The sequence below is a fragment of the Pontibacter liquoris genome (genome assembly GCF_022758235.1).
GTDB classification, from domain to species: Bacteria; Bacteroidota; Bacteroidia; order Cytophagales; family Hymenobacteraceae; genus Pontibacter; species Pontibacter liquoris.
Genome location: NZ_JALEBG010000001.1, coordinates 1,175,047 through 1,197,271, shown reverse-complemented (window position 1 = coordinate 1,197,271; position 22,225 = coordinate 1,175,047). Strand labels below are relative to the sequence as shown.

The window sequence follows — 22,225 nt, the reverse complement described above, 5'->3', positions numbered from 1 at the left end:
TCTGAACATGGTGCTTTAGCTGTTAAAGGTCCTGTCTCACTCCTGGTTGCCTGCCAGTTTGCCTGGCAGGGAGCTGGGGGTGTTTTGCACGGGCCCCGGCTCCCGGAAATAGCCGGCACTGGCCGCGTTGCTGCTCATGCTGCTGCCCATCCGCCCTGCCGTGTCCCCCAGGGCATCGGCTACCATGCCGGCGCCCCCGGAGACGGTGTGCACGGCGCTGCGCGAGGTGCTGCTCAACAGGTTGTTGACCTTGTAAAGCAGCGTGTTGCCCCCGCTGGCATGCACGATGTAGTTGGCCACGGAGGGGACCGTGAAGTAGCCGACAATGCCCATGACCAGGAAGATCAGGTACCCCGTATCGGTCGTGCTGAAGAACGTGTCCCCCGCTCCCTCGACCTGGGCAATGTCGAGGGCGAGCATCTTTTCTTGGATCTTGCCCAGGATGGCACTGAAAATATTGGCTACCGGCAGCCACAGGAACACGTTGATGTAGCGGGCGGCCCACACGGTCAGCGTGTGCTGGAAACCGTCGAAGACCGCCAGGCCGAAGACCAGGGGCCCCAGGATGGCCAGCACCACCAGCTGAAAGGTGCGGATGGTATCGATGCAGAGGGCCGCCGCCTCAAAGAGCAGGTGCAACACTTCACTCATCCATGCTTTCACCGAGTTGCGAAAGCTGTAGGAAGCCTTCGCCATGGCGAACTTCACGTCATTGCCCACCTGCTCCATCAGCCCTTCCCCGACAGGGTCCTGGTCGTCGTGCGTGTATTTATACCACCTGTCCCGGTCCCCCTCCCCGCTCTCGCCGATGTACATCTGCCAGGCACTCGAGTGGCGGATGGCCGCTTCCTTCTGCTCGAGCAGCAGGGCAACCGCTTTATCGGTATCCCCCACCATCTGCGCCGTGGCAGTGACCGTGGGCTGCAGCACCCCGTTGAGCAGGTCCAGCACAGACGGGAAGATGACAATGGCAAAGCCCAGCACGAAGGGGCGGAACAAGGGGTAAAAGTCAATGGGCTCGGCCTGGGCGATGTGTCGCCACACCCGCAGGGCGATATACCAGGTAGCGGCAAAACCCGCTATTCCCCGGCTCACGCCGATGAGCTTGCTGCTCAGGGGCACCATCTCCCCGTAGAGCTGGTCCAGCACCCCGTGCAGGCTGCCCGTCTCCCCCGCCAGGCCTTGTGCCTGCAAAAGCACCGGCCATCCTGTTGCCAGCACTGCCAGAAGCGCAGCTTTTTGCCATGTTGCCATATCCTTGTTTGTTTAGTGGTTGATTCCGTAGCTTCTGCGCAGCGCGGCCACATCGCTTTTTGCCCGGTGCCGCTGCACGGCCAGCAGCGTGGTGCTCTTGTTGAAGTGCCGCAGAAAGAGCAGGGCCTCCTCCATCTCCCGGAAGAGGGCATCGATGGCCTGCAGGCGCTCATCATCCGTCATGCGCAGCGCCGTGGCCGTGACCACCGTGGTCAGGGCATCCAGGTTATCGAGGCTCTGCCGGAACAGGCGCTCGTATACCCCGCGCATATAGTCAAGTTCCTGCGGGCTAAAGTTGCCGTCCGCCTTGAACCGGGTATAAGCCTGCCTGTATTCGCGCACCAGCAGCACCTGGTAGCGGATGATCCGGGCTACCTTGTGGTAGTTTTTAACAGTGGGGCTCACCTGCAGCAGCCCCGCCAGGTAGGTCTGGTGCTGGTGGAAACTGCCCTGCGAGATGTCCCGGACCCTGGTGTAGCCGGCGCTGAGGACCTGGTAGCCATTTTCCATCTCGCCGAGGATCTCCTTGAGCCGGGCCAGCTTCTCCACGTTGAGCAGGAGCTGTTGTATTTCCTGTTCCTGGGCCCAAACGCGGGTGGCCAGCATCAGGACAAAGAGCAGCAGGGTGAGGCGCCTTTTCATGGCTCCTCCCGCCTTATGCCGTGCAGCAGCCGACTGGCGCGTCCGTCATTTTCGGCCTGCAGGCGGGCGACGGCCAGCAGGCCCGCTTCGGCACCAAACCCTTTTGCAAACAGGTACTTTTCCTGCATGGCCCGGTAAAGCGCGTCCAGGCGCTGCAGCCGCTCGGCGTCCGTCATCGCCAGCTTCCCGTCGGTGGTCACTTCCACGAGTGCCTGCATGTCGGCTGCGCAGTCGCGCAGCACGCTGCGGCATACCCGGTAGACGTAGGCCTGCTCTGTTGGCTCCAGAATGGAGGAAGCCAGCAGCTGCCGGCAGGTGGCGTCCAGAACGGCGATGAGCCGGGCCTGGAGCGAGACGATCGCGGCCACTTTCCCCGCGTGCCGCACCGCCGGGTTTACCCGCTCCAGGGACCGGAAGTAGGTTTCGTGCAGGCCGGCCTCCGCTTCCTTGCGCTGGCCGATCCCGCCGAGTTTCTCCGCGGCCAGGGCATACCCCTGGCGGGCATAGCCCTGGTAGAGCTGCAGGGCCGCCAGCTGCTCGAGTAAATAAGCTCTTTGCGTTTTTCCCTGCCGGAACCATTCGGCCAAGGCCTGGGCCCGCGCCCCGGTGGCGGCCAGCAGCAGCAGCAAGACGAGTAGTTTTTTCATGGGTATGGTTTTTAGGGGTTCAGTGTCTGTGTGATCCGCTCAGGGCAGTCCGTAGAGCCGCTTGACGGCGGCCACCGCCTGCCGGTCCCCCGCCCGCTGCATCCGCAGCTGCAGGTTCTGGCGGTTAAAAAGCTGCAGGTCGTTGTAAGTGGCCGCCAGCTCGCCGGCCGCCGCCCGGATCAGTTCCAGCCGGGCGGCATCGTCCATCTGCGTGGCAAGGTCCTCCACTACCAGGAGCACCTGGTCCATGTGCCGGGCACTTTGGGCCAGGATGCCGGCGTACACCTGCGCCATATAGGCGCGTTCGGCCAGGGTGAAGGAGTCATCCTGCCGCAACAGGGGCCATACCCGCTGGTAGTCTGCCAGCAGCTGGGCCTGCAGGCGGGCCATGTCCCGGATCTGCCGGTAACCCGACACCAGGCTTTTTACCTGGTAGAGCTCGGCATAATAGGCCTGGTAGAGGGCGCGTTGCTTTTCCGTCCAGTCCGTGATTTCCTCCAGCTGCAGTTGGGCCATGGCGTTTTCCAGGGCCTTCTGGGCGTTCTGCAGCCAGATGACCTTGTTTTGCTGCCGTTGGATCTGCAAATCCACCGCCCGGATCACCTTCACCACGCCGGCCTTGATCACCTCGGCCACCGGGACCTGCGCCTGCGCGCGCTGCCAGGGAGCCAGGATACCGGCCAGCACGAGCAGTAGAAAAAGCTTTTTCATCTTTTTTCAGTTATCGGGTTCGTCCTGTCCTGCTTCCGCCTGCAGGTCTGCGGCCAGGGCGGCAATCCCCTGCTGCATGCTGCCATACCGGCGGGCGTACTGCTGCACCTTTACCTTTTCGGTCTCCTCGGTGGTATAGGCCAGGTACTCTTCCGGGGACACTTCCGTGCGGTACACGCGGGAAAGGGTGCCGCCCAGGCTGATGAACACTTCCTTGTATTTCAGGGCCGGGTCGTTGGCCCTGTTGACCGAGAGCACCAGCGCTTTCTCCTTTTCGGTGAGTCCCAGCAACTCCTGTATCGGCCCGAACTTGTTCTGGTATTTTGACTGGTCGAGCAGGATCTTGCAGTCCGAGTTGTTGATGATGGCCTGCCTGACCACGGGAGAGGAGATGATGTCCTCTACTTCCTGTGTCACCACGACGGCCTCCCCGTAGAACTTGCGCACCGTCTTGAACAGGTAGCGGATGTATTCGGCCATGCCCTCGCGGGCGATCGCTTTCCAGGCTTCCTCGATGAGGATCATCTTGCGCACCCCTTTGAGCCTGCGCATCTTGGAGATGAAGACCTCCATGATGATGATGGTCACCACCGGGAAGAGGATCGGGTGGTCCTTGATATTGTCGAGCTCGAAGACGATGAAGCGCTCCTGCAGCAGGTCCAGGTTCCGGGTGGCGTTGAGCAGGAAGTCGAACTCGCCGCCCCGGTAATAGGGCCGCAGCACGTAGAGGAAGTTGCCGAGGTCAAAGTCCTTTTCTTTGACGCCCTCCTGTTGCAGGCACACGCTGAATTCATCCCGCACGTACTCGTAAAACCCGTTGAAGTCCGCCGCCTGCCCCGGCCGGCCGGCCCGCTGCGCATAGTAGTTCTGCAGGGCGCTCGACAGGGCCACGTACTCCGAGCGGTTGAAGGTCTCGTTGTCTTTTTTCCACAGGGCCAGCAGCAGCGTTTTGATGCTTTCTTTTTTCTCGGTGTCGGGCGCCAGCCCGTCGCCGGTATAAAAGGGGTTGAAGCAGATCGGGTGCTGCTCGTCATAAGTAAAATAGTAACCCTTGACCAGCTCGCAGAGCCCCCGGTAACTGTGGCCGACATCCACCAGCACGATGTGGGTGCCCTGCTCGTAGTAACTGCGGACCAGGTGGTTGGTAAAAAAGGACTTGCCGCTGCCCGAGGGCCCCAGGATGAATTTGTTGCGGTTGGTGCAGATGCCCTTTTTAACCGGCTCGTCACTGATGTCCACATGCACGGGCTTTCCTGTCTGGCGGTCGCCCAGCCGCAGGCCCACCGGGCTAAGCGAGGAGCGGTAGCTGGTCTCCAGGTTGAGAAAGCAGGCGGCCTGCTCGGCAAAGGTGTCAAAGGTCTCGTTGCGCGGGAAATCTCCTTCGTTGCCGGGTATGCCCGCCCAGAAGATCTGCGGGGCGCCCACCGTTTCCTGTTTGGCCACCGCATCGAGCTGGGCCAGGGCCGCTGCCACCAGGTTCTTGAGGTGCTTCTCCTCCTGGCGGCTGTCTGTCCAGGCCAGCACATTGAAATGGGCCTTCACCGGCAGGCGCTGCTGGCTGACCGCTTCGTTGAGGAAGGCATTGGTCGCATCGCGGGCAAGGGCGTTTTCCCGGGAATAGGCAGCCAGGGACTGCAGCCGCAGCCGCTTGCTTTCAAGCCGGCGGATCGTCTGCCGGGCATCCTGCGGGAAAATGTACTGGTTGTAGAGGTGGTTACAGGGCAGCAGCTGCCCCAGCGTGGCGGCAAAACCTACGCTGAACTTTATTTTATCAGACGAGTAGCGCTCGTAGTTGATGCGCGAGCCACACCAGGCCGGCAGGTCCGCAGCGTCGGCCAGGGTATACAACTGCCCCAGCTGGTCGCCTACCCGGATGCCTTCGGCAAAGGCGATATCCTTCACCAGCAAACCCTCTCCGCCCCCCGCCAGGGTACAGTAGCGCTCGATCAGGCCGGCCTTTCGGCGGTGGCTCAGCAGCTCCCCAGCCCGCAGGCGGGTTAGCTGCACAAAGCCGCTGTCCTGCAGGATGTGCCGGAACTGGTCGGCGTTGTCCAGGAAAGCCTGCAAGAGGGCCGGCTGCAGCGTTAGGTCGGGTACCAGCGCGGGGCGCACCAGGTTGGAGAGCAGGGAGCTGGCGCGCCGCCGCCCGGCCGGCTGCCGGGTGAGCAGCAGGTAGCAGGCATGGTGTAAGTAGGGACGCTCGTTAAAAAAGCGGTCGCTGCTGCGGGACAGGAAACTGGCCTCCCCCCGGGTGAAATCGGGGGCAAAGCGGCTGTCGAGGAACCAGTCCTGCTTGTGGAAAACCGTATCGGGCGTCAGGGCCTTGAGGGCTTTGACCCACACCTGGTGGAAGGCCTCGTATTCCGCGTCCGAGAGGGTGAATATCTCCGGGAGCGTTGCCTGGTAGACGAGCGTGATGTCTCCCTGCCGCGAGAGGATGCAATCATGCTCCACGCCCATCAGGGGCCAGATATCGTGTAACTTCTTTTTCATCTGCACTTGATTAAACTGGTGACAGACCTGCTAGGCGTCCTGTTTGATTTCCTTCCCCAGGAAGAGGGCCCTGCCCGAGGAGGTGACCACCGCAGGCACCCGCCGCCGGGCCACTTTTTTCATCATCCCGTAGCGCCCATAGGTATTGCTGAGCCGGTAGATCCGCCGGGTCAGCAGCCCGCCCGTTACCAGGATGATCCCCAGGCACAGAAACGCATGCAGGCCCAGGGCATAGAGGATGGTAAAGAGCAAAAGCAGCCCGATCACGGCCCCGCCCAGGTACCAGATGTACTGGGCCTTGAGCCCTTTAAACTCGATGGGCTTGTTGATGCCTTTGTTGATTGGATACACACTGTTGCGCATGGTCGCGGTTTAAAGGCGCTGGCTGCCAGGCAGATCCCGGCTCAGACGCCGAAGAAGGACTTGATCACGGTGGCCACCACCACCAGGAAGACGCAGCTGCCAAACCAGGCGGCGGCCACCTTCCCGGTGTCCTGGTCCCCGGCATTCCATTTCTGGTAGACCTTCACGGCCCCGATCAGCCCCAGCAGCGCTCCCACCCCATACATGAGCTGCGTGCCCGCATCAAAATAACTGCGCACCTTCTGGTTGGCCTCGTTGATGCCCGCCAGGCCATCCTGGGCCTGTGCCCAAAAGCTGCAGAGCGTGCCGACGGCCACCAGGCAGAAGGTACGCCAGCGGTTGCTACGAATTGCCGGCCTCCCGTTCTCCCCGTGTTGTTTTGTTCCCTTTTTCATGTTCGTTTATTTTAATGGTCGATGATTTTTTCTGTTGCCTGCCTGCCTCCTGGCAGGAAAAACACTTCCGGCTCCTGCTGATTTTTGCCCCGGGAGACCGGAAGTGCCCTGATTACCGGGGTAGTGTTTCCCACTCCTGCTCGAGCTCTTCCTCGCTGAACACTACCCCGCAGATCTCCTGTGCCTGCTGCACGATATAGTGGTTGATGGCACCCCGGGAGGCAGGCAGGCGTAACCCGCCGGAGGTGGCCAGGCTTGCTTTGATCCGTCTTAACAGATCCTGCTTGCTGGCTTCTTTGCCTGCCTCCAGGATGCCGCGGCGTATCTGGGACGCCACATGCTCTAATTCTTCATAGGATAAATATCGGGGCGCTTCGTCCCCGCGCTCTTCAGGTGATGTTGCGCCGGCAGCCCGCTGCTTTCTGAGCAGCAGCGCCTGCAGTTCCTGCCGGTAGAGCCACAGGCCGGCGGCCAGGTAATAGCCACCCAGCAGCGCCCCGGCACCAGCCAGGTAAAGATGCCATGATATGCCGTTTAACATAATTTTCGTTTACCGGGGACCCGTTTCCCCTTGTGTTAAGACAAAGGTGCATCGCCGGACAAGGGATAAGGGACAAGCCCGTGTGAGCTAACAAAAATAAATTTGCTGTCCCCCGGGGAGCGTATTGCTATCGTGGCAGCTGGCAGCAGGGAATACTTCTTCCCCAGGGATCCCATGGGGCATCGGTGCTGCCACTGCCGTGGGAGCTAACAAAAAGAAATTGGGGTAAAAATTTTGCTTTATGCCTCGTCCGCTTCGTCCATGCGCCGCTCCAGGCTTTCCCGGAGCGCCTCCAGAAAAGGCGTCCGGCTCTTTTTGCGGATGCGCATGCCCTGGTAGACCCTGTAAAAATTGCCGAGCCGGATATTGAAAAGCGCTTCGAGCGCATTGATGAGCTCCTTGACATCCGACTTGCCGTGGTTGACCGCCCCGCGCGCCCGCAGGGCATAAACCAGCTCGATCAGGGACGCTTTTGAGTCGGTCCAGCTCAACCGGGGGCCCCGGGCCTTCTCCCCTTCCGGGGGCTGCTCGTTGCCCAGGGCGTGCAGCAGGCTTTGTACATGGTCGCGCAAGGCCTCATAGGCCTGCAGCTTGGAGAGCTGGAAACTGTGCAGGGTCGAAAAACCGGGGTCCAGCTCCAGCGAGAAGCCGGGCCAGCGCGGCACGTCATGGTCCCCCCGCACGAAAAGCAGGTGGTCCAGGTGGCACTGGTTCATGCGGTAATAGCTGTAGAGCCACTGGTTGCGATCCACAAAGGCGGCAATCCGGTCCATGGCCTGCAGCAGGTAGGCCCGCTGCATGTCCGTGCTGCCGACAGGTTTGCAGGCCTCCAGGTAAAAAAGCTCGATGAAGTAGAGCAATTCCCTCAGGAAGCGGGGCTTGATTTCTTTAAAGAAGGTGATCTCTGCCTGCGTGTCGGCGAATACGTAGTCTTGGATAAAGGCTTTGAGCTCTTCCAGCGCGGCTTCTATGGCGCGGCAGGACTGCTCGGCCCGCTGCAGGGGGTTCTCCGCTTCGAGGGCGATGCGCTGCAGCCCTTCGTTCATCCGGGCATACAGGCTGTTGGCGAACTGTATCATAACAGGTTGCGTTTGGTGACAATTTCCGGACCTGGCGCCTTCCCCCGTTGGCAGCGCAGGATCATCTCTGATTGTCCGGTTTACGCTATGTTATGAGGCGGTTAAAAGAATTGATGTTTGAACTACGAATAACTGGGGATGAACCAGGAATCTCCCCGCCTGAACCAGAAAGTAGCAAACCGGGAAGGTCGCTGGCGGGATGCGCCCTATGGGGGCGCAGCTGCTGCGAACCGGGACTCTTAAGGATTTCTATAAGCTGGAAACAAAGCCGGCCAAGCAAACGGGCTGCCAGCCTGCCTAGTCAAACATTACCCACCCTTCGCAAAGCAGCTATGACCACAACCTGCTGCCATTGGCATCCTGCAGCCTGCTGCAAACAATTGAATCGTCATTCCTGCAGGCACAAAGGTAGCCGCCGCGTCCGGACACAGGAAGCAAGGTCGTACAAACAAAATGGGTATCCGCTGTGGGCGGAGCCTCCGCATTTTCTTTGTCTCCACCTTGCCTTTAGTCCGGCCCCGGGGCAATGGGGCGCCATAATCAATTTCTCACTTTAAAAAGTTCAGGATTATGGAAAAGACAACTAAAACCTTCGCCAGAGTAGCCGAAATCAAGCTCACCTACCGCAACCGGGTAAAGCCGGGCGAGAGGCCCCAGGTCACCTCCTCTGCCGACAGTTACCTGGTGCTCAAAGCCGGCTGGGACCTGGGAAGAATTGAATTTGTAGAGCAGTTCAAGGTGCTGCTCCTCAACCGGGCCAACCGCGTGCTGGGCATGTACGAGGTCTCCACCGGCGGGGTAGCGGGCACGGTGGCCGACCCCAAGCTCATCTTCGTGGCTGCCCTGAAAGCCTGCGCCTCCGGCATCATCCTCTGCCACAACCACCCTTCGGGCAACCTCAAGCCCAGTGCAGCGGACCTGCTGCTGACCAAGAAGATGAAGCAGGGCGGGGAACTGCTCGACATCGCGGTCCTGGATCATATCATCCTGACCAGCGAGAGTTATTACTCGCTGGCGGACGAGGGGCTTTTATAGCCCCTTTTTGTTCATTTTAATCATGCTGCTACGTAGCTTCTTTATAAATATCATGGGCGGGAGAACAGTATTCCCGTCTGACTTCTTCAACTAGTTTCGTTGAAGACCCTTTTATAATTGCAAGAGTTTCAACTTCTACATCTTTGTCTGAACTACAAGACAGGCAACAAAAAACTGAAAGTATCAAAGCTAAAAATCCTTTTTCATTGATTATTTATTTCACTCAACGGTGAAGGGCTTTGGGTTGGTGGGCTTTTGAAACCGTAAACTGTCTGCTTGCACCAACGTTTATTAATTGCTCCATTGTTTCTATCCGCACCGTCCGCTCACTAACGCAAAGCCCGTGTTAGCGGTTCGTTGTTCCTCTTGATTTGCCTTTTTTTAACTGCAGGCTATACTATCCTCAAAGCAGCTTCCGGCGCCTCTTTTTCTGCCGTATCAAATCTTCACTTGTGTGCCTACCTCAAACACCTGTTTCGAGGGGATGTTGAAGTACTTGGTGGCACGTTGCGAGCTAATGGTCAAGGCCGCGAATAACCTGGCTTGCCAATCTTTCATCCCCACGTCCCTGGAAGGAATAAGCGTTTCTCGGCCAATAAAGAAGGTCACATCATGTAGCTTCAGGGTAGCCGGCATCTGCTGCAAGGCCTTGATAGATTGTTCGATGTCTACTTTATCCATATAACCATACGTTTCTACAACCCGATAGAAGCGAGGAGCTATTTCGTCCACGCGAAGCTTGTTCCTATTCATGATATGAGGCACTTTCTCTACCTTCAAACTGTAAATGATGACCTGCTCATGCAGCACCTTGTTGTGCTGCAAGTTCAACGCCAGTGCCGGGGGCGTCGTCTTTGGGTTACCAGTCATGTAAATGGCTGTTCCCTCTACTATGGTGTAGTGCCGATTCGTCAAACCTTGAATAAAGGAGGACAGGGGAGGTGTAAGACTGCGAAGCATGCTTTTCAGCACGCGCCGCCCTGACATCCAGGTGCGCATCAAAAGATAGATTATACCGCCGATGGCAAGTGGAAACCAGCCACCTTCCGCCACCTTGAGAATGTTAGCGCCGAAAAAGGAAAGGTCCAGGATCAGGAAAAATACGGTCAGGGCGACTGCTAGGGGCGTCGTCCATTTCCAAAGCTTGCGCATGGCTATGAAAGCCAGGATACTGGTGATGACCATGGTCGTGGTGACAGCCACGCCATAGGCCGCTGCCAGGTTGGTAGAGCTGCCAAAGCCGATCACCAGGCCCACTGTGGCTGCAAAGATAAGCCAGTTGATCTGCGGGATGTAGATCTGACCTCGCTCCCGCTCCGAGGTATGCAGGACCGAGACGCGCGGGAAGTAACCCAGGTTCAGCGCCTGGTAAGTGAGGGAGAAAGCGCCGGAAATGACAGCCTGAGACGCGATAACAGTAGCGAAGGTAGAGAGGATTACCAAGGGGTACAGCGCCCACGCTGGAGCAAGATGGAAGAAGGGATTAACAGCCAGCTCCGGGTGATCCAGCAGCAAAGCCCCCTGGCCAAAATAGTTCAGCACAAGACAGGGCAGCACCATAATGAACCAGGCAAGGCGGATGGGCAAACGGCCAAAGTGCCCCATATCCGCATACAAGGCCTCACCACCAGTAACTACCAGAAAAACCGCGCCCAGTACCAACAGCCCCTTGGCGCCATGCAACTGAAAGAAGACCACCGCATAATAGGGGTTCATCGCCTCCAGCACCACCGGGTTTTTGATAATGGCTGAAACCCCAAGCACGGCCAATACCAGGAACCAAAGGAAAACGATGGGGCCGAAAATCTTACCGACCCCCCCGGTGCCTTTCCGCTGCAGCACGAAAAGGCCCAGCAGAATAGCAATGGTGATGGGGATGACATAGGGCTTGAAGAGGGGCGTAGCCACATTTAGACCTTCTACAGCACTGAGCACCGAGATGGCAGGCGTGATCATCCCGTCGCCATATAAAAGGGCGGCCCCGAACAGGCCCATGACCAGTACCATCCCATGATACCACTTTTTACTGTTGGGCAGGACCAACTCCATCAGCGCCAGAATCCCTCCCTCCCCTTCGTTGTCTGCCCGCATCACCACAATCAGGTATTTAAACGAAATCACCAGAATGAGGGACCAGAATACCAGCGACAGCACTCCTAAAATATTGTCGTGAACAGGTGGTACACCATACTCCCCGTAAAAGCATTCCCGGATGGCATAGAGTGGGCTGGTGCCAATATCGCCGTAGACGACCCCAAGTGCACTGAGCGAAAGGAGCAGGAGGTATTTCGTACTGCGACCTTGAGGAGCCAGAACCGGGTCAGTAAGAGATTGAGGATTCATTAATATAGTTTTTAGGTTAGTCAAATATTCTCTCGTGCTGAAGTATTTACAAAATCTGCTGATGGTAGGACCTGTAGTTGCTTTACATCACATTTTCATTCCGCCCTGAATGGCATATACAATGGCAGCGAAAGGACGAAGGTACTCCCTGTGCCCAGCTCACTCTCCACCCAGATACGGCCGCCCTGCGACCGGACAAACTCTTGCGAGATAGACAATCCCAAGCCGGAGCTGCCTTTGTACTGCGTCTTCCCGGCGATTTGCACAAACTTCTCAAATATCATTTGATGGTCCGCCGGGTCAATACCCGGACCGTTGTCATGGATCCGTACCAGCACTTCATGCTCCCGGTCCTGTGTAGAGAGGGTGATGACATCATTCTCGGGTGAGTAGCGGACGGCGTTGCTGAGCAGGTTGATGAGAACCCAGGCCGTTTTTTCCGCATCCACCAGCACATCTGTCAACTCGTTCTCTATCCTGACCTCCAGCCGGAGCCCCTTAGGCACCATTTGCAGGCCAATAACCTGCTCAGCAAAGCGGATGATGTCGGCGAGGTTGGCCTGCTGTATGTTCAGCTGTATGTTCCCAGACTCCAGACGTGACACATCCATCAGCTGTCCTACGATGCGCTGCAGCCTGCCAGTCTCCTGCTTTACTGTGGCGAGAATGTCCCGCTGCTCAGGGTTTACCCGTCCCACCCGCTCATCCTGCAGCAGCTTAAGACTATAGCCAATGGCAGCCAGAGGGGTCTTCAGCTCATGCGAAACAGTGGCCAGGAAGCCGGACTTGGCCTGGTCCAGGCGTTTGAAATCGCTAACATTTCGCAGCGAGATCACATAGCCCGACAGTTCGCTGCGCTCCAGCAATTCGTTGTAGGAGACGATTTCCACGATGCTTTTGCGGTAAAATGCCTCTTCCTTGGCCTCCCTCACGGTAACAAGGTGGTCCCCCGAAGTAGTGCCTATCATAATATCTTTGACTATTTCCCTGTACAGGGCATTTTCGTTCTCCACCACCTGGGATTGCTTGCCTACCAGATCTTCCCGCCCCACTCCCAATATCCTACAGGCGGTAGGGTTGGCCTCGGTAATCTTCAGGTTTTGGTCCAACAGCAATATTCCCTCGTCTAAGCTCTGCAATATCAACTCGATGCGCCTTTTCTCGGTCAGCAGCTCATTCAGGTTAGAGAACTCGTACTCGCTTAGCTTTTTAAGCATGCTGTTATATACCTTGGCGATCTTGCCAAATTCATCCTTGCCGCGCGTCGGCAGGCGTTGCGTGAAGTCTTTCCTGGCGGCTGCCTGGATAGAGTCGACCAGGTGCCTGGTTGGCTTGGACAGGGCCGCGGGCACGGTCAGCAGAAAACCCAGCCCCAGCAGCAAAGCCACCGCCAGGAATGTAAAGGTGTAGAACTTTGTTTGTTGCGCTATCCGTTGCTCTTGGTCGCTTTTTTTTGCCATAGCCTCTATGTTCATGCTCATGAGCTGATCCAGCTGGTCACGAATCAATTGGTAACGCGGCAGAAGCTCGGTGCCATAGTCGCCTGGGCTCATCCTTTGCTGCAGCAGAAGGTCCTGGTACTCTTCGAACACATCGGCCATACTGGCTGTAAGCGCACGCTCTCCCGCCTCGGTTATGTTATCTTGTTCCTTTCGCAGGTTCACCTCAAAGGCATGGACGCTTTCCCGTATCGCCTTCTCAAAAACAGGAGGCATTGTCTCAGAGGGAATCAACTGCTGTCTGGTCACTTGCATCTTATCCAGTTCCAGTACCATGCGCTGGCTCAACTGTACGGTAAACAGGTTGTCCTTTAGGATATTGGTGGCCGCACTGTCGAGCGAGTTTAGATTAATGATCGAATAAATGCCCATGACCAGCAACACCAATAATATGGTGAGATAGCCAAGCATTATTTTGGTCTTGAATTTCATTCCAATGCTTTTTAGTATTGAATGCACAGCGTAATGCTCTCTTCTCCGCTTCCTGCTCTCCACCTCCCCATCCCGCTGCCCAGCAGGTATTGGGTTTACCGGTAACGCATCGTCATCATTCCCTTCTACTGCGTTTAAAACTTGAGGGCGAATGAAGTGACCAGCAGCAGGTTTTTCTTCCTTGCTCCTTCCCTACCCCTGAACACGCTGTCCTTGGAGTCATAGCCACGGACCTCCGCCCGCCATAGGAAGTTTGGGGCCGGGATGTAGTCGAAGTTGATAGAGGCGCTGGAGGTCTGGAAACCATTAGGGGTATGGGTCGCAACGATAAGCTGCTTTCGATCATTGTAGTGCTCCAGGCGCCCGGCTAAGGCAAATCCCTCCCCTAACCGGTAGTGTGCCAACAGCATGCCGGCATACCAGATGCCTTTTTCTCCGCTACCGAACAGTTCCTGTCGTCCATAATCCACACTCCCCGCCAGATCGATCCTATCGGTCAGAGTATAGCCGGCATAGACGTTATGGAAGAACCTCCGCTTGGGTGCCATGCCTTCCGGTGCTTCATTGCCATAATAGTTGTTGTAACTTAAGGACAGCTTCTCCGCAGGCGTATAGCTGATGCCAAAGCCGAGCGATTTGGCTTCATTAGTTTCCCTAACAATCTGCCATCCGTTCAAAACCAGAAACTTGATGGTCACTTTGTCTGACACCTCGCCTGTGAGCTGCGCCCCAGCCTCAAAATAGGGGGAGTTCTCGGCCATCAGGGCCCGGGTGTAGATTTCGTTATCGAGCGAGAATGTGCTCTCATAGCCGATATGGGAAGGCAGAATGCCCATGTCCAGCCAAACCCCCTTAGCCAGCCTTACCCCCGCATGCGCCTGTGCAATCAGCCGTGTCAGTTCCTTTGGCTCGGCGGCGTAGTTGGCTTGCACATAGGTACCTGTTTGAAGAGCAAGCGTGGCCCGAACAGCTTCGGTGGTGTAGTCCCCCCTAAGGAATCCCCAATTGATGTTAAACTCATTGTGGCGGAATGCCTGCGTGGTATATAGCCTGTCCTGGTCGAAAGGTTTTGTAAAATCATAAGCGTAATAGACGTCCAGACCGCCACTGACCCGGAAAGGACTGTGCTTTGCTGGCACCCCCAAAGAGTCAATTGTCTGCGCCTTTGCAGCCCCACTGATCAGGAGGCAAAGCAATGTCAATGTTATCAGGTAAGAGCCTTCATGCTTTTGCACCATGTTCATGCTGTTTCTTTGCCTATCGTGAACGGACGGGTATAAGGGTGGTTACCTTTTCCTAAGCGTCCCGGACCTCCAATTTCCGCTTCAGGAGCATATCCTGAGCCATAGCCTCCTATGCAGGTAACTCGCTCATGTCTACCAGCAGTTAAGCCAGGTGATGACGAAGTGCTACGGAAGTGCTATCGCTGCTTGCACGTCGCCCCTTTGAAGTCAACGATACGGAGAAAACAGCAGGCTATTGCTTTACTGCGCCCGGTAGCTGCGTTGGGTCTTGCATGGCTCTCACTGCACCCCCTTGCGTTGGTGGCAGCTATAGTTATTCCAAACGTGTGCCAGAAAGGCGCTAAGGAAGGGCTAAGCATCTAGATGGCCCTAAACACCCATATAGATGCTTTTGTGTTACTCAACGTGTGGTGAACCTCACGGCACCCTATCATTTCGACAGGGTAGGCATATCATTTTGGTAGGGTGGACAACAGAAAAGGAAGGCCGGTTCTCTTCCCTGCTGCTTCGGCCATAGCAAACTGACCGGCTCCCCGGGAAAGGGATTAGAGGTCGGGCGCCCTCACCCTCGTAGTACAAAAACGGTGCTAGGGAAGGCACCGGACAGACGCGGATACAGGGATTTACCCGACCAGAACAAGTAGACCTTCCGGCGTTCCCTGGCGGCACGCTTCCTGTGTCCTTTGATGGGCTCCCCTTTAAAAAACGGGTGCTGCAGTACCATTCCCACCCTCACAACCCATATTCCTGGATCTTACGGTATAAGGTGGTCAGGCCGATGTGTAGCCGGCGGGCGGCCTCTGTTTTGTTGCCACCTACCGCTTCCAGCACCTTCAGTATATGGCTGCGCTCCACGGTGCTAAGGGCCGTGTCGCTGTTAGCAACCTGCAATGCGGGAGCTCCTGTCCAAAAATCTACCGGTAGGTGCTCAGGCGTTAAAATCGTGTCGTCAGCCAGTATAACGGCACGCTCGATTACATTCTTGAGCTCCCGTATGTTGCCCTTCCAGGGATAGGCTGCCAGCATCCCGATAAATTCCTCGCTCATCCCCTCAATGCGGCGGTTCATTTTGGCATTGTTAAGTTGTAAAAAATGCCGTGCCAGCAAGGGAATGTCCCCCTGCCGCTCTCGCAGGGTCGGCACACGAATTTTGAAAACAGAGAGGCGGTAATACAGGTCAGGGCGAAAACGGTCCGCTTCGGCCTCCGCCTGTAGGTTGCGGTTGGTAGCAGCCACCAGGCGCACATTAATGGTGACAGGTTTGGTGTCCCCTAGTTTGGTGAAAGATTGCGTCTCAAGCACCCTTAGGAACTTTGCCTGCAATTCGGAGGGCATTTCACTTATCTCATCTAGAAAGATAGTTCCGCCGTTTGCCTCTTCAAAGAGTCCTTTTTTATCTCGCACGGCTCCTGTAAAGGCCCCTTTCCTGTACCCAAAAAACTCTGATTCCAGCAAATCCCGAGGGAATGCACTGCAGTTAATGGCGATAAATGGCTTACTGCGCCTAGGGCTGGCGCTATGCACAGCTTGCGCAAAGAGCTCTTTGCCAACCCCCGTTTCCCCTTCCAGTAGCACCGTCGAATCTGTAACCGCCACTCGGGTTATCAGTTCCTTGGCTTTCTCTAGCGCAGCGGTGCTGCCGATAATACTATCCAGGCTGTACTTAGCCCCGACCTGCTCCTCTAGTTCGGCTACCCGTCTGCGTAAAGTGGCTTTTTCAGCGGCCCGGGCGACGGCAACTAATAGCTGGTCATCACTATCCCCTTTTGTCAGGTAGTCGAAGGCTCCCTGCTTCATGGCGCTTACTCCATCCTGTATGGTCCCAAAAGCAGTCATGAGAATCACCTCCGGCTGCGGGAATTTTTCCTTTATTCTACGTAGTATATGTAACCCGTTGCCGTCGGGCAGCTTCACATCGCAGAGTACTACCCCTATTTCATCTGCCTGGTTTTCCAGCAGCTCAAGGCCATCGCGAGCGTTTTTGGCCTGCAGTACCTGATAGCCTTCCAACTCGAGCACCCGTGCCAGTACCAGACGCAGGTTATGTTCATCGTCAATGAGTAGTAATGTGATGGCGTTAATCATTTCATGACCCTTCCGGTTGGTTTTTTTACACCCCTGTAGCTGTTCCTAGAAGCATACTTTATGAGCAAAGGATAATAGTGTAGAGTTAAAAAACAGCTTTACGAAGATAGCTTCCCTTTGCTGACAGTTATCGTGATTTTCTCTGCTTACCTATAGGGACACTGCCGTGGGCTCCGCTGGCAAGCCGCAAGACTCTCCTTTCTTTCTACTCTTAGTCCTTACGGGGTTTGCTCCTACTTATGTGGCGCTTCTTCGTTCCCTTTCTTACCTATAAAACTACACAGTCTCCTATTAACATCCCGCATTCCACCGCTCTTGTGGTGCTTTTTTAATTTAATGGTAGGTGATGCGTGTCGTACCTGAACTTACCTGAACTAAAATATACGCGTTTTTACACTGCAGGCTCCCTACAAACGTAAAACAAACCTTGACTACTCTAACCCGAACACTAGAAGCCGCCTGGATCTGTGGCACCTCCTCTTTAGTGCCTATCACCTTTATCAACAAAGGCTATTTCCGGCCAGAACCAATGCATACCAATATCCAATAAGTGTGCGCACCGGCCAGCCCAGGATGAAAGGTAATCTCAACAGCCTTTGCCGCAGCAATAATTCTTCTATTGTGTGTACACAAGATACGTCTTTGATAGTGCTCTGACGAGGCATTTACCGCTGGCTTATACCTGGCTAAAACCAAGTTTAAACCCTCGGCCAATAACAAAGCGTTAGCCCATGAGGTAACTCTAAACATGAAAGTCAGATTTCCATATTTTGACACCATAGGAATGAGCCTGCTTGGCACAACTGCACTCCTCTTATTTGTGCTTGAATCTAAACGCCAACTCAGAAAACGCACACGCCTCAAACCGCAGCGATTGAAAGAAAATGCCGGGGTAGCGGCCCTAGCACTTCCTGCTTTGCGGCTATTGCTGTTACCCTGTAGGTATGCATCGGCCCAAAAAGCTGCAAAGTATAGAATGGGGCTCCTGTATTGGTCAGGTATGCCCAAATGGTTCCACTACGTAGCCGGATTTCTACTGCTCGATTATACCAACTACATGTGGCATGTGCTGCTACATAAATCTGATTTATTGTGGCGTTTTCATAACGTGCATCACATGGACCTTGATTTGGATCACTCCACTGCCTGGCGCTTCCATGTAGGCGAAAACATTGCGTCAGCACCTTGCCGAAATGCTGCTGTTGCCCTTATTGGGATACCTGCGCCACTCGTGTTGTTTTATGAAGTAATTTTTGAAGGTTGTACTGCCTTTCATCATTCCAACCTGCGGTTACCCGTTAAAGCTGAACAGTGGCTTTGCCGTATCATGGTAACACCCCGTATGCACGGCATCCACCATTCCATAGTGGCAAGGGAGACCAACAGTAACTTCACCGTTATTTTCTCATGGTGGGACCGCCTGCACAAGTCCCTGCTCCTGCATGTTGCACAGGCTGATATTACGATTGGCGTACCTGCATACCGGGACCCAAATGAGCAGTCCGCCTTCAACCTTTTTGCCATCCCGTTTAAGAAACAGCGTACATGGCAGCAACCAGATGGCACTGTACCCCAGCGGCAGGAAAGACAACCTCTTGTTAAACTATACCCCTAGGAGTCAAATGCAGATTCGTTCCGGTGAAATCACGTATTTATTTCTGCGTAAACCGGTGAAATCTTTGATATTAAACGGCAAAACAACTTAGCGCAAGCCGCAAACCCAAGGTCTGCCTACTGGTGCTCTACCGCATACAGTTACAGTGAGCCGTTGTATTTGTTTTTCCGGGCACAGGCCGTCTGGGTTTGCCTCTGTACTTCTTCAGCTAAGCGAAAGTAGCGTGGACACCACAGACCGTTATGGCGCTACGCCGTAAGTACATAGTATAAAGTTGTTTATGGGTCTTAAAAAATCACGGACATGCGTTTTGCAAAACTGAATCGAAGACAGGCGCTATTTGCCACGGCCCTGGTGGGTACCGCCGGCTTGATGGATATGAAATCTGTATTGGGCGCTGTGCCTCAGCGGGTCAAAACACCACCCCTGACTACGGCAGAAATAGCCGCCATAGAGTCTGCTTTGGGGAAGAAGGGTATGTACCACGAAGACCAGGCCGTGCACAGTACCTCTCTTCCCCGCAACGATCTGAAAATTTCGGTTAAAGGGGAGCCCGTGCCCATTCCCTTTGGCTTTGGCGGTTGGGTAGCCATAAAAAAAACCACCGACGGTAAATCGGCTGTGCTGATGAGCGACACAGTCTTGCTGCAGGAAGAGGTTAACCCTTTGATCTCAGCAGCCCAGACCAGCGGGTTAGAGGTAAGCGCCCTCCACAACCACTTCTTTTACGAGGAGCCGCGTATTTTCTACATGCACCTGCATGGCATAGGAGCACCTGCCGATCTGGCAAAACGCTACGCCGCCGCCGTCAAAGACAGCATGCTCTATCCCGGCAACCAGCACAAAACTGCAGGCACTCCTCAGCAGCCGGGGAACGAACTGTTTGACATCGCCAAACTGGATGCCCTCGTGAAGGAACATGGCACTGTTAATGGACCAACCTACAAGTACACGGTTGGCCGCGACAACCTGAAGGTGATGGCCATGGGTGCGGATATGACCACAGCCATGGGACTTAACTCCTGGGCTTCTCTGGCGGGGTCGCAGGAAAAGGCGCACATCGCCGGAGACATCGCTATGCTGGAGCATGAGGTAAACCCGGTAATCAATACGCTACGCGAAAACAACCTGGAAGTCGTGGCCGTGCACAACCACATGTTAGGCGACGAGCCGCGCATCTTCTTTCTGCATTACTACGGGCAAGGCCCCGCAACGCAACTGGCACAGGGCTTTCGGGCGGCGCTCGACATATTAGGGCAACAGAAAACAAACAGCATGAAAAAGCATTGACAAGCTGATGGTGGAACTGCTTTACGTAGCACGGTGCCGCGCAGTTCCTTTTCCGGTTGCTGCGGCCTGCAATGTACTCAAAGTGGCCAGCCGGGCTTGCTGCTGGATTGTAAATTTGTGATGGTAGCGCCTTCCGGACGTGATGGTTTCAAAGAAACGCTCCGCCACAGCTTTGTCCCCATAATTGCTTACAGCTCGAACGCCTTCACCTTCGCGTCCGGCACAAAGAATCGCTGCGGGGCGAACTCCTCCAAGGGCTTTCCTTCGGCTACTCTCTTCACCCAGTCCTGATTGGCAAGGGCCGACTTGCCGAGCGTGACCACATCCACCTCTCCGCTCTCGAGCATGGCTTCCCCTTGCTCCGGGGTGTTCAGGTTGCCGTTCACCACCACCGGCAGCCCGCTGAGCTTCTTTGCAAGGGAGGCCAGCGTGGGCCCTCCTTCTGTAAAGGCCGGTTGATCGGCATGGTGCTCCGTGACGTGGATAAAGTTTAGGCCAGCGTTACGCAGCGCCGTAAATATTACCTCAGCATCCTTCTCCCCACCGGCCCACTTGTGCGTATAGTCGTTGACTTTGCTCTGTGAGATCCTGATTCCTATAAGAAAATCGCTTCCTACCGCCTCGCGGCAAGCCTGCGCCGTTTCCACGAGCAACCGTACCCGGTTCTCCGTGCGGCCGCCATACTCGTCCCGGCGCTGGTTGGTGTAGTCGGTCAGGAACTGGTCCAGAATATAACCGTTCGCCCCGTGTATCTCGACGCCGTCGAAGCCGGCCTCTTTGGCATTACGGGTAGCTTGTGCAAACCTTCTTACGATATCTTTGATGTCCTCCTGACTCATCTCTTTTGGTACAGCGAAAGCCCCGTTGCCCCCGTAGAACGCCATCTGCTCCCCCTTGGGCTGAACGGCGGAGGGTCCGATCGTCTCATCTGCGTAGATGTTTCCCTGGGACAAAGCGCCGGCGTGCATCAGCTGGCAAATGATCTTCGCCCCGGCCTCATGCACGCGCTCAACAACCCCCTTCCATCCCTTTATCTGAGCTTCGTTTGCTATCCCCGGCTGGTTCAGGTAGCCCTGGCTGTATTTCTCGTCGGGGTAGGTGCCCTCGGTTATCAACAGCGCAAAGCCCCCCTCCGCATAGCGGGTGTAGTACTTGGTCATCGTTTCGTTGGGCACCCCGTTGCTTTCGGCCGATGTCCTGGTCATCGGGGCCAGGCCGATGCGGTTCTTTAGCTGTAGGTTTCCCAGTCTCCCCTCTGAGAACAGTAGCGGGTATTTGCCTTGTGCCTCTCCTTGTTTGATCATCTTTGAATTTGCTATCGTTTTGAGTGACCCGCACCGCCTGCCTGAAAAGAGTGGCCGATGCCATGCTGGTTAGAGGTTATATGCTTGTACCCCTAAAAGGTTTTGTTAAAGGCGCAGGTCTTGCGAGTGGGCCGGATAACCATTATATCTTGTTCACGTTTTTGTTAGGATAAAATTGTTGACTGTGATGGATCTAAAAGGGAAGAAAGTGCTGATAACCGGCGGCAGCGCCGGCATAGGGAAATCAATCATACAGGAACTGGTACAGCGAGGGGTACAGGACTTCGCTGTAATGGGCAGAAGGCAGGAGGCGCTCGACGCCCTGAAGGCCGCTTTCCCCGACGCTGAATTCCTTACCCTTCCAGGTAACGTGGCCAACCCACAGGACCTGGATAAAGCCGTAGCGCAGGTGACGGAACAGTGGGGAGAGCTGGACATCCTCATTAACAATGCCGGAGTAGTAAGCGCCGGCCTGCTTACCGACTTGTCAGACGAAGACATCATCAATCAGATCAGCATCAACATAACAGGTCTGATCCTGCTCACCAAGAAAGCCCTCCCGCTGCTGAAAAAGAGCAAGGAAGCGGCCATCATGAACATCTCGTCGGGCTACGGCTACATTGCCATGCCCTTCTACAGCGTGTATGCCGCCACCAAGGCAGCTGTGGGGCAGTTCTCCGATGCCATGCGCAGAGAGCTGCACCAGCACGCGATCCACGTAATGACGGTCTATCCTTCGGCCACCGACACCGACATGATGAAGACAGCCGTGGTAAGCAGCCTGGATACGCCTGAAGAAGTGGCCAAGGCCTCCGTGGATGGCCTGCTCAAAGGGGAGATCAACGTGATCCTCGGGGGTAAGGAGCGGGAAGAGCAGATCAAGGTTAATTTCCTGGAGCCAAGGAAAATAGACGCCTTCGCCGCCGCCAACTACGAAGCGTTGAGGGAAAGAACCCGGCAGCACCGCTCCATGTAAAGGCAGTTGCTGCTGTAAGCCGGTGGTGTTGACCACGGCTCATCCCACCTTGCACAACCAGCCGTTTGCTGCCTATCGCTGAACTCGCCAGCGACAGCCCGCCAGATAGGGCACTGTGCCCTATATCTAACAGCTCCCTACGTGTAAAAGCATCCCTGCAGCAAAAGGAAATAGAGACAGGTATCCGAAAATTAGTGGCACAGCGGGAAGAGAGCGAAAGAATGCAGAACAGGCGAGTTAAGATCGGCATGTTTATCATTGACGTTGCCCCGGAACC

Annotated in this window: 18 protein-coding genes; 4 read left to right on the top strand and 14 right to left on the bottom strand. The window is 55.7% G+C overall.

The window, feature by feature from the left end:
• Positions 1 to 36: 36 nt before the first annotated feature.
• The 9 genes from traJ to LWL52_RS04855 form a co-directional block, all read right to left on the bottom strand.
• Positions 37 to 1,254: a conjugative transposon protein TraJ gene (traJ, locus tag LWL52_RS04895; RefSeq protein ID WP_242917470.1), complete on the bottom strand. Its 1,218-nt coding sequence runs from the start codon at positions 1,252 to 1,254 to the stop codon at positions 37 to 39.
• Positions 1,255 to 1,266: 12 nt separating this feature from the next.
• The gene (locus LWL52_RS04890; RefSeq protein ID WP_242917468.1) at positions 1,267 to 1,896 is read right to left on the bottom strand and encodes a tellurite resistance TerB family protein; all 630 of its coding nucleotides are present in this window, start codon (positions 1,894 to 1,896) and stop codon (positions 1,267 to 1,269) included.
• Positions 1,893 to 2,543: a hypothetical protein gene (locus tag LWL52_RS04885; RefSeq protein WP_242917466.1), complete on the bottom strand. Its 651-nt coding sequence runs from the start codon at positions 2,541 to 2,543 to the stop codon at positions 1,893 to 1,895. The genes LWL52_RS04890 and LWL52_RS04885 overlap by 4 nt, the downstream gene beginning before the upstream one ends.
• A gap of 39 nt (positions 2,544 to 2,582) precedes the next feature.
• Positions 2,583 to 3,254 (bottom strand): conjugal transfer protein TraI, encoded by a 672-nt coding sequence (locus LWL52_RS04880; RefSeq protein WP_242917465.1) that lies wholly within the window; start codon positions 3,252 to 3,254, stop codon positions 2,583 to 2,585.
• Positions 3,255 to 3,260: 6 nt separating this feature from the next.
• On the bottom strand, positions 3,261 to 5,747 hold the full coding sequence (locus LWL52_RS04875) for a TraG family conjugative transposon ATPase (RefSeq protein ID WP_242917463.1): 2,487 nt from the start codon (positions 5,745 to 5,747) through the stop codon (positions 3,261 to 3,263).
• 30 nt (positions 5,748 to 5,777) lie between these two features.
• Positions 5,778 to 6,110, bottom strand: a complete 333-nt coding sequence (locus LWL52_RS04870) for a DUF4133 domain-containing protein (protein ID WP_242917460.1) — start codon at positions 6,108 to 6,110, stop codon at positions 5,778 to 5,780.
• Between the two features lie 41 nt (positions 6,111 to 6,151).
• A complete protein-coding gene (locus LWL52_RS04865) occupies positions 6,152 to 6,505 on the bottom strand; it encodes a DUF4134 domain-containing protein (protein ID WP_242917458.1) in 354 nt (117 codons plus the stop codon).
• A gap of 112 nt (positions 6,506 to 6,617) precedes the next feature.
• Complete coding sequence (locus LWL52_RS04860) at positions 6,618 to 7,046, bottom strand: hypothetical protein (RefSeq protein WP_242917456.1); 429 nt, start codon at positions 7,044 to 7,046, stop codon at positions 6,618 to 6,620.
• Between the two features lie 239 nt (positions 7,047 to 7,285).
• Entirely contained in the window at positions 7,286 to 8,125 is an 840-nt protein-coding gene (locus LWL52_RS04855; RefSeq protein ID WP_242917454.1) for an RteC domain-containing protein, read from the bottom strand.
• 570 nt (positions 8,126 to 8,695) lie between these two features.
• Here LWL52_RS04855 and LWL52_RS04850 point away from each other — a divergent pair.
• Positions 8,696 to 9,160: a JAB domain-containing protein gene (locus LWL52_RS04850; protein WP_242917452.1), complete on the top strand. Its 465-nt coding sequence runs from the start codon at positions 8,696 to 8,698 to the stop codon at positions 9,158 to 9,160.
• 438 nt (positions 9,161 to 9,598) lie between these two features.
• Here LWL52_RS04850 and LWL52_RS04845 read toward each other — a convergent pair whose 3' ends face one another.
• The 4 genes from LWL52_RS04845 to LWL52_RS04830 all read right to left on the bottom strand — a co-directional run bounded on the left by LWL52_RS04845 (position 9,599) and on the right by LWL52_RS04830 (position 16,763).
• Positions 9,599 to 11,503: a potassium transporter Kup gene (locus tag LWL52_RS04845; protein WP_242917450.1), complete on the bottom strand. Its 1,905-nt coding sequence runs from the start codon at positions 11,501 to 11,503 to the stop codon at positions 9,599 to 9,601.
• 95 nt (positions 11,504 to 11,598) lie between these two features.
• Positions 11,599 to 13,434, bottom strand: a complete 1,836-nt coding sequence (locus LWL52_RS04840) for a sensor histidine kinase (protein ID WP_242917448.1) — start codon at positions 13,432 to 13,434, stop codon at positions 11,599 to 11,601.
• A 134-nt stretch (positions 13,435 to 13,568) separates the two neighbouring features.
• Complete coding sequence (locus LWL52_RS04835) at positions 13,569 to 14,678, bottom strand: porin (RefSeq protein WP_242917446.1); 1,110 nt, start codon at positions 14,676 to 14,678, stop codon at positions 13,569 to 13,571.
• Positions 14,679 to 15,410: 732 nt separating this feature from the next.
• On the bottom strand, positions 15,411 to 16,763 hold the full coding sequence (locus LWL52_RS04830; RefSeq protein ID WP_242917444.1) for a sigma-54-dependent transcriptional regulator: 1,353 nt from the start codon (positions 16,761 to 16,763) through the stop codon (positions 15,411 to 15,413).
• Positions 16,764 to 17,511: 748 nt separating this feature from the next.
• On the opposite strand from LWL52_RS04830, the gene LWL52_RS04825 reads away from it, so the two are divergent.
• Positions 17,512 to 18,378, top strand: coding sequence for a sterol desaturase family protein (locus tag LWL52_RS04825; RefSeq protein ID WP_242917442.1), 867 nt, complete (start codon positions 17,512 to 17,514; stop codon positions 18,376 to 18,378).
• 303 nt (positions 18,379 to 18,681) lie between these two features.
• Positions 18,682 to 19,668, top strand: coding sequence for a DUF1259 domain-containing protein (locus tag LWL52_RS04820; protein ID WP_367615652.1), 987 nt, complete (start codon positions 18,682 to 18,684; stop codon positions 19,666 to 19,668).
• A 188-nt stretch (positions 19,669 to 19,856) separates the two neighbouring features.
• On the opposite strand, the gene LWL52_RS04815 is transcribed toward LWL52_RS04820, so the two are convergent.
• A complete protein-coding gene (locus LWL52_RS04815) occupies positions 19,857 to 20,972 on the bottom strand; it encodes an oxidoreductase (protein WP_242917440.1) in 1,116 nt (371 codons plus the stop codon).
• A gap of 187 nt (positions 20,973 to 21,159) precedes the next feature.
• Here LWL52_RS04815 and LWL52_RS04810 point away from each other — a divergent pair, with 187 nt between their 5' ends.
• Positions 21,160 to 21,948 (top strand): SDR family NAD(P)-dependent oxidoreductase, encoded by a 789-nt coding sequence (locus LWL52_RS04810; RefSeq protein ID WP_242920648.1) that lies wholly within the window; start codon positions 21,160 to 21,162, stop codon positions 21,946 to 21,948.
• Positions 21,949 to 22,225: the final 277 nt, after the last annotated feature.

Excerpts from the sequence above, each read along its gene's own strand:
- LWL52_RS04825 (WP_242917442.1), top strand. The coding sequence starts at position 17,512 with ATGAAAGTCAGATTTCCATATTTTGACACCATAGGAATGAGCCTGCTT.
- LWL52_RS04860 (WP_242917456.1), bottom strand. The coding sequence starts at position 7,046 with ATGTTAAACGGCATATCATGGCATCTTTACCTGGCTGGTGCCGGGGCG.
- LWL52_RS04885 (WP_242917466.1), bottom strand. The coding sequence starts at position 2,543 with ATGAAAAAACTACTCGTCTTGCTGCTGCTGCTGGCCGCCACCGGGGCG.
- LWL52_RS04870 (WP_242917460.1), bottom strand. The coding sequence starts at position 6,110 with ATGCGCAACAGTGTGTATCCAATCAACAAAGGCATCAACAAGCCCATC.
- LWL52_RS04835 (WP_242917446.1), bottom strand. The coding sequence starts at position 14,678 with ATGAACATGGTGCAAAAGCATGAAGGCTCTTACCTGATAACATTGACA.
- traJ (WP_242917470.1), bottom strand. The coding sequence starts at position 1,254 with ATGGCAACATGGCAAAAAGCTGCGCTTCTGGCAGTGCTGGCAACAGGA.
- LWL52_RS04880 (WP_242917465.1), bottom strand. The coding sequence starts at position 3,254 with ATGAAAAAGCTTTTTCTACTGCTCGTGCTGGCCGGTATCCTGGCTCCC.
- LWL52_RS04840 (WP_242917448.1), bottom strand. The coding sequence starts at position 13,434 with ATGAAATTCAAGACCAAAATAATGCTTGGCTATCTCACCATATTATTG.
- LWL52_RS04865 (WP_242917458.1), bottom strand. The coding sequence starts at position 6,505 with ATGAAAAAGGGAACAAAACAACACGGGGAGAACGGGAGGCCGGCAATT.
- LWL52_RS04875 (WP_242917463.1), bottom strand. The coding sequence starts at position 5,747 with ATGAAAAAGAAGTTACACGATATCTGGCCCCTGATGGGCGTGGAGCAT.
- LWL52_RS04850 (WP_242917452.1), top strand. The coding sequence starts at position 8,696 with ATGGAAAAGACAACTAAAACCTTCGCCAGAGTAGCCGAAATCAAGCTC.
- LWL52_RS04845 (WP_242917450.1), bottom strand. The coding sequence starts at position 11,503 with ATGAATCCTCAATCTCTTACTGACCCGGTTCTGGCTCCTCAAGGTCGC.
- LWL52_RS04815 (WP_242917440.1), bottom strand. The coding sequence starts at position 20,972 with ATGATCAAACAAGGAGAGGCACAAGGCAAATACCCGCTACTGTTCTCA.
- LWL52_RS04855 (WP_242917454.1), bottom strand. The coding sequence starts at position 8,125 with ATGATACAGTTCGCCAACAGCCTGTATGCCCGGATGAACGAAGGGCTG.
- LWL52_RS04830 (WP_242917444.1), bottom strand. The coding sequence starts at position 16,763 with ATGATTAACGCCATCACATTACTACTCATTGACGATGAACATAACCTG.
- LWL52_RS04810 (WP_242920648.1), top strand. The coding sequence starts at position 21,160 with ATGGATCTAAAAGGGAAGAAAGTGCTGATAACCGGCGGCAGCGCCGGC.
- LWL52_RS04820 (WP_367615652.1), top strand. The coding sequence starts at position 18,682 with ATGCGTTTTGCAAAACTGAATCGAAGACAGGCGCTATTTGCCACGGCC.
- LWL52_RS04890 (WP_242917468.1), bottom strand. The coding sequence starts at position 1,896 with ATGAAAAGGCGCCTCACCCTGCTGCTCTTTGTCCTGATGCTGGCCACC.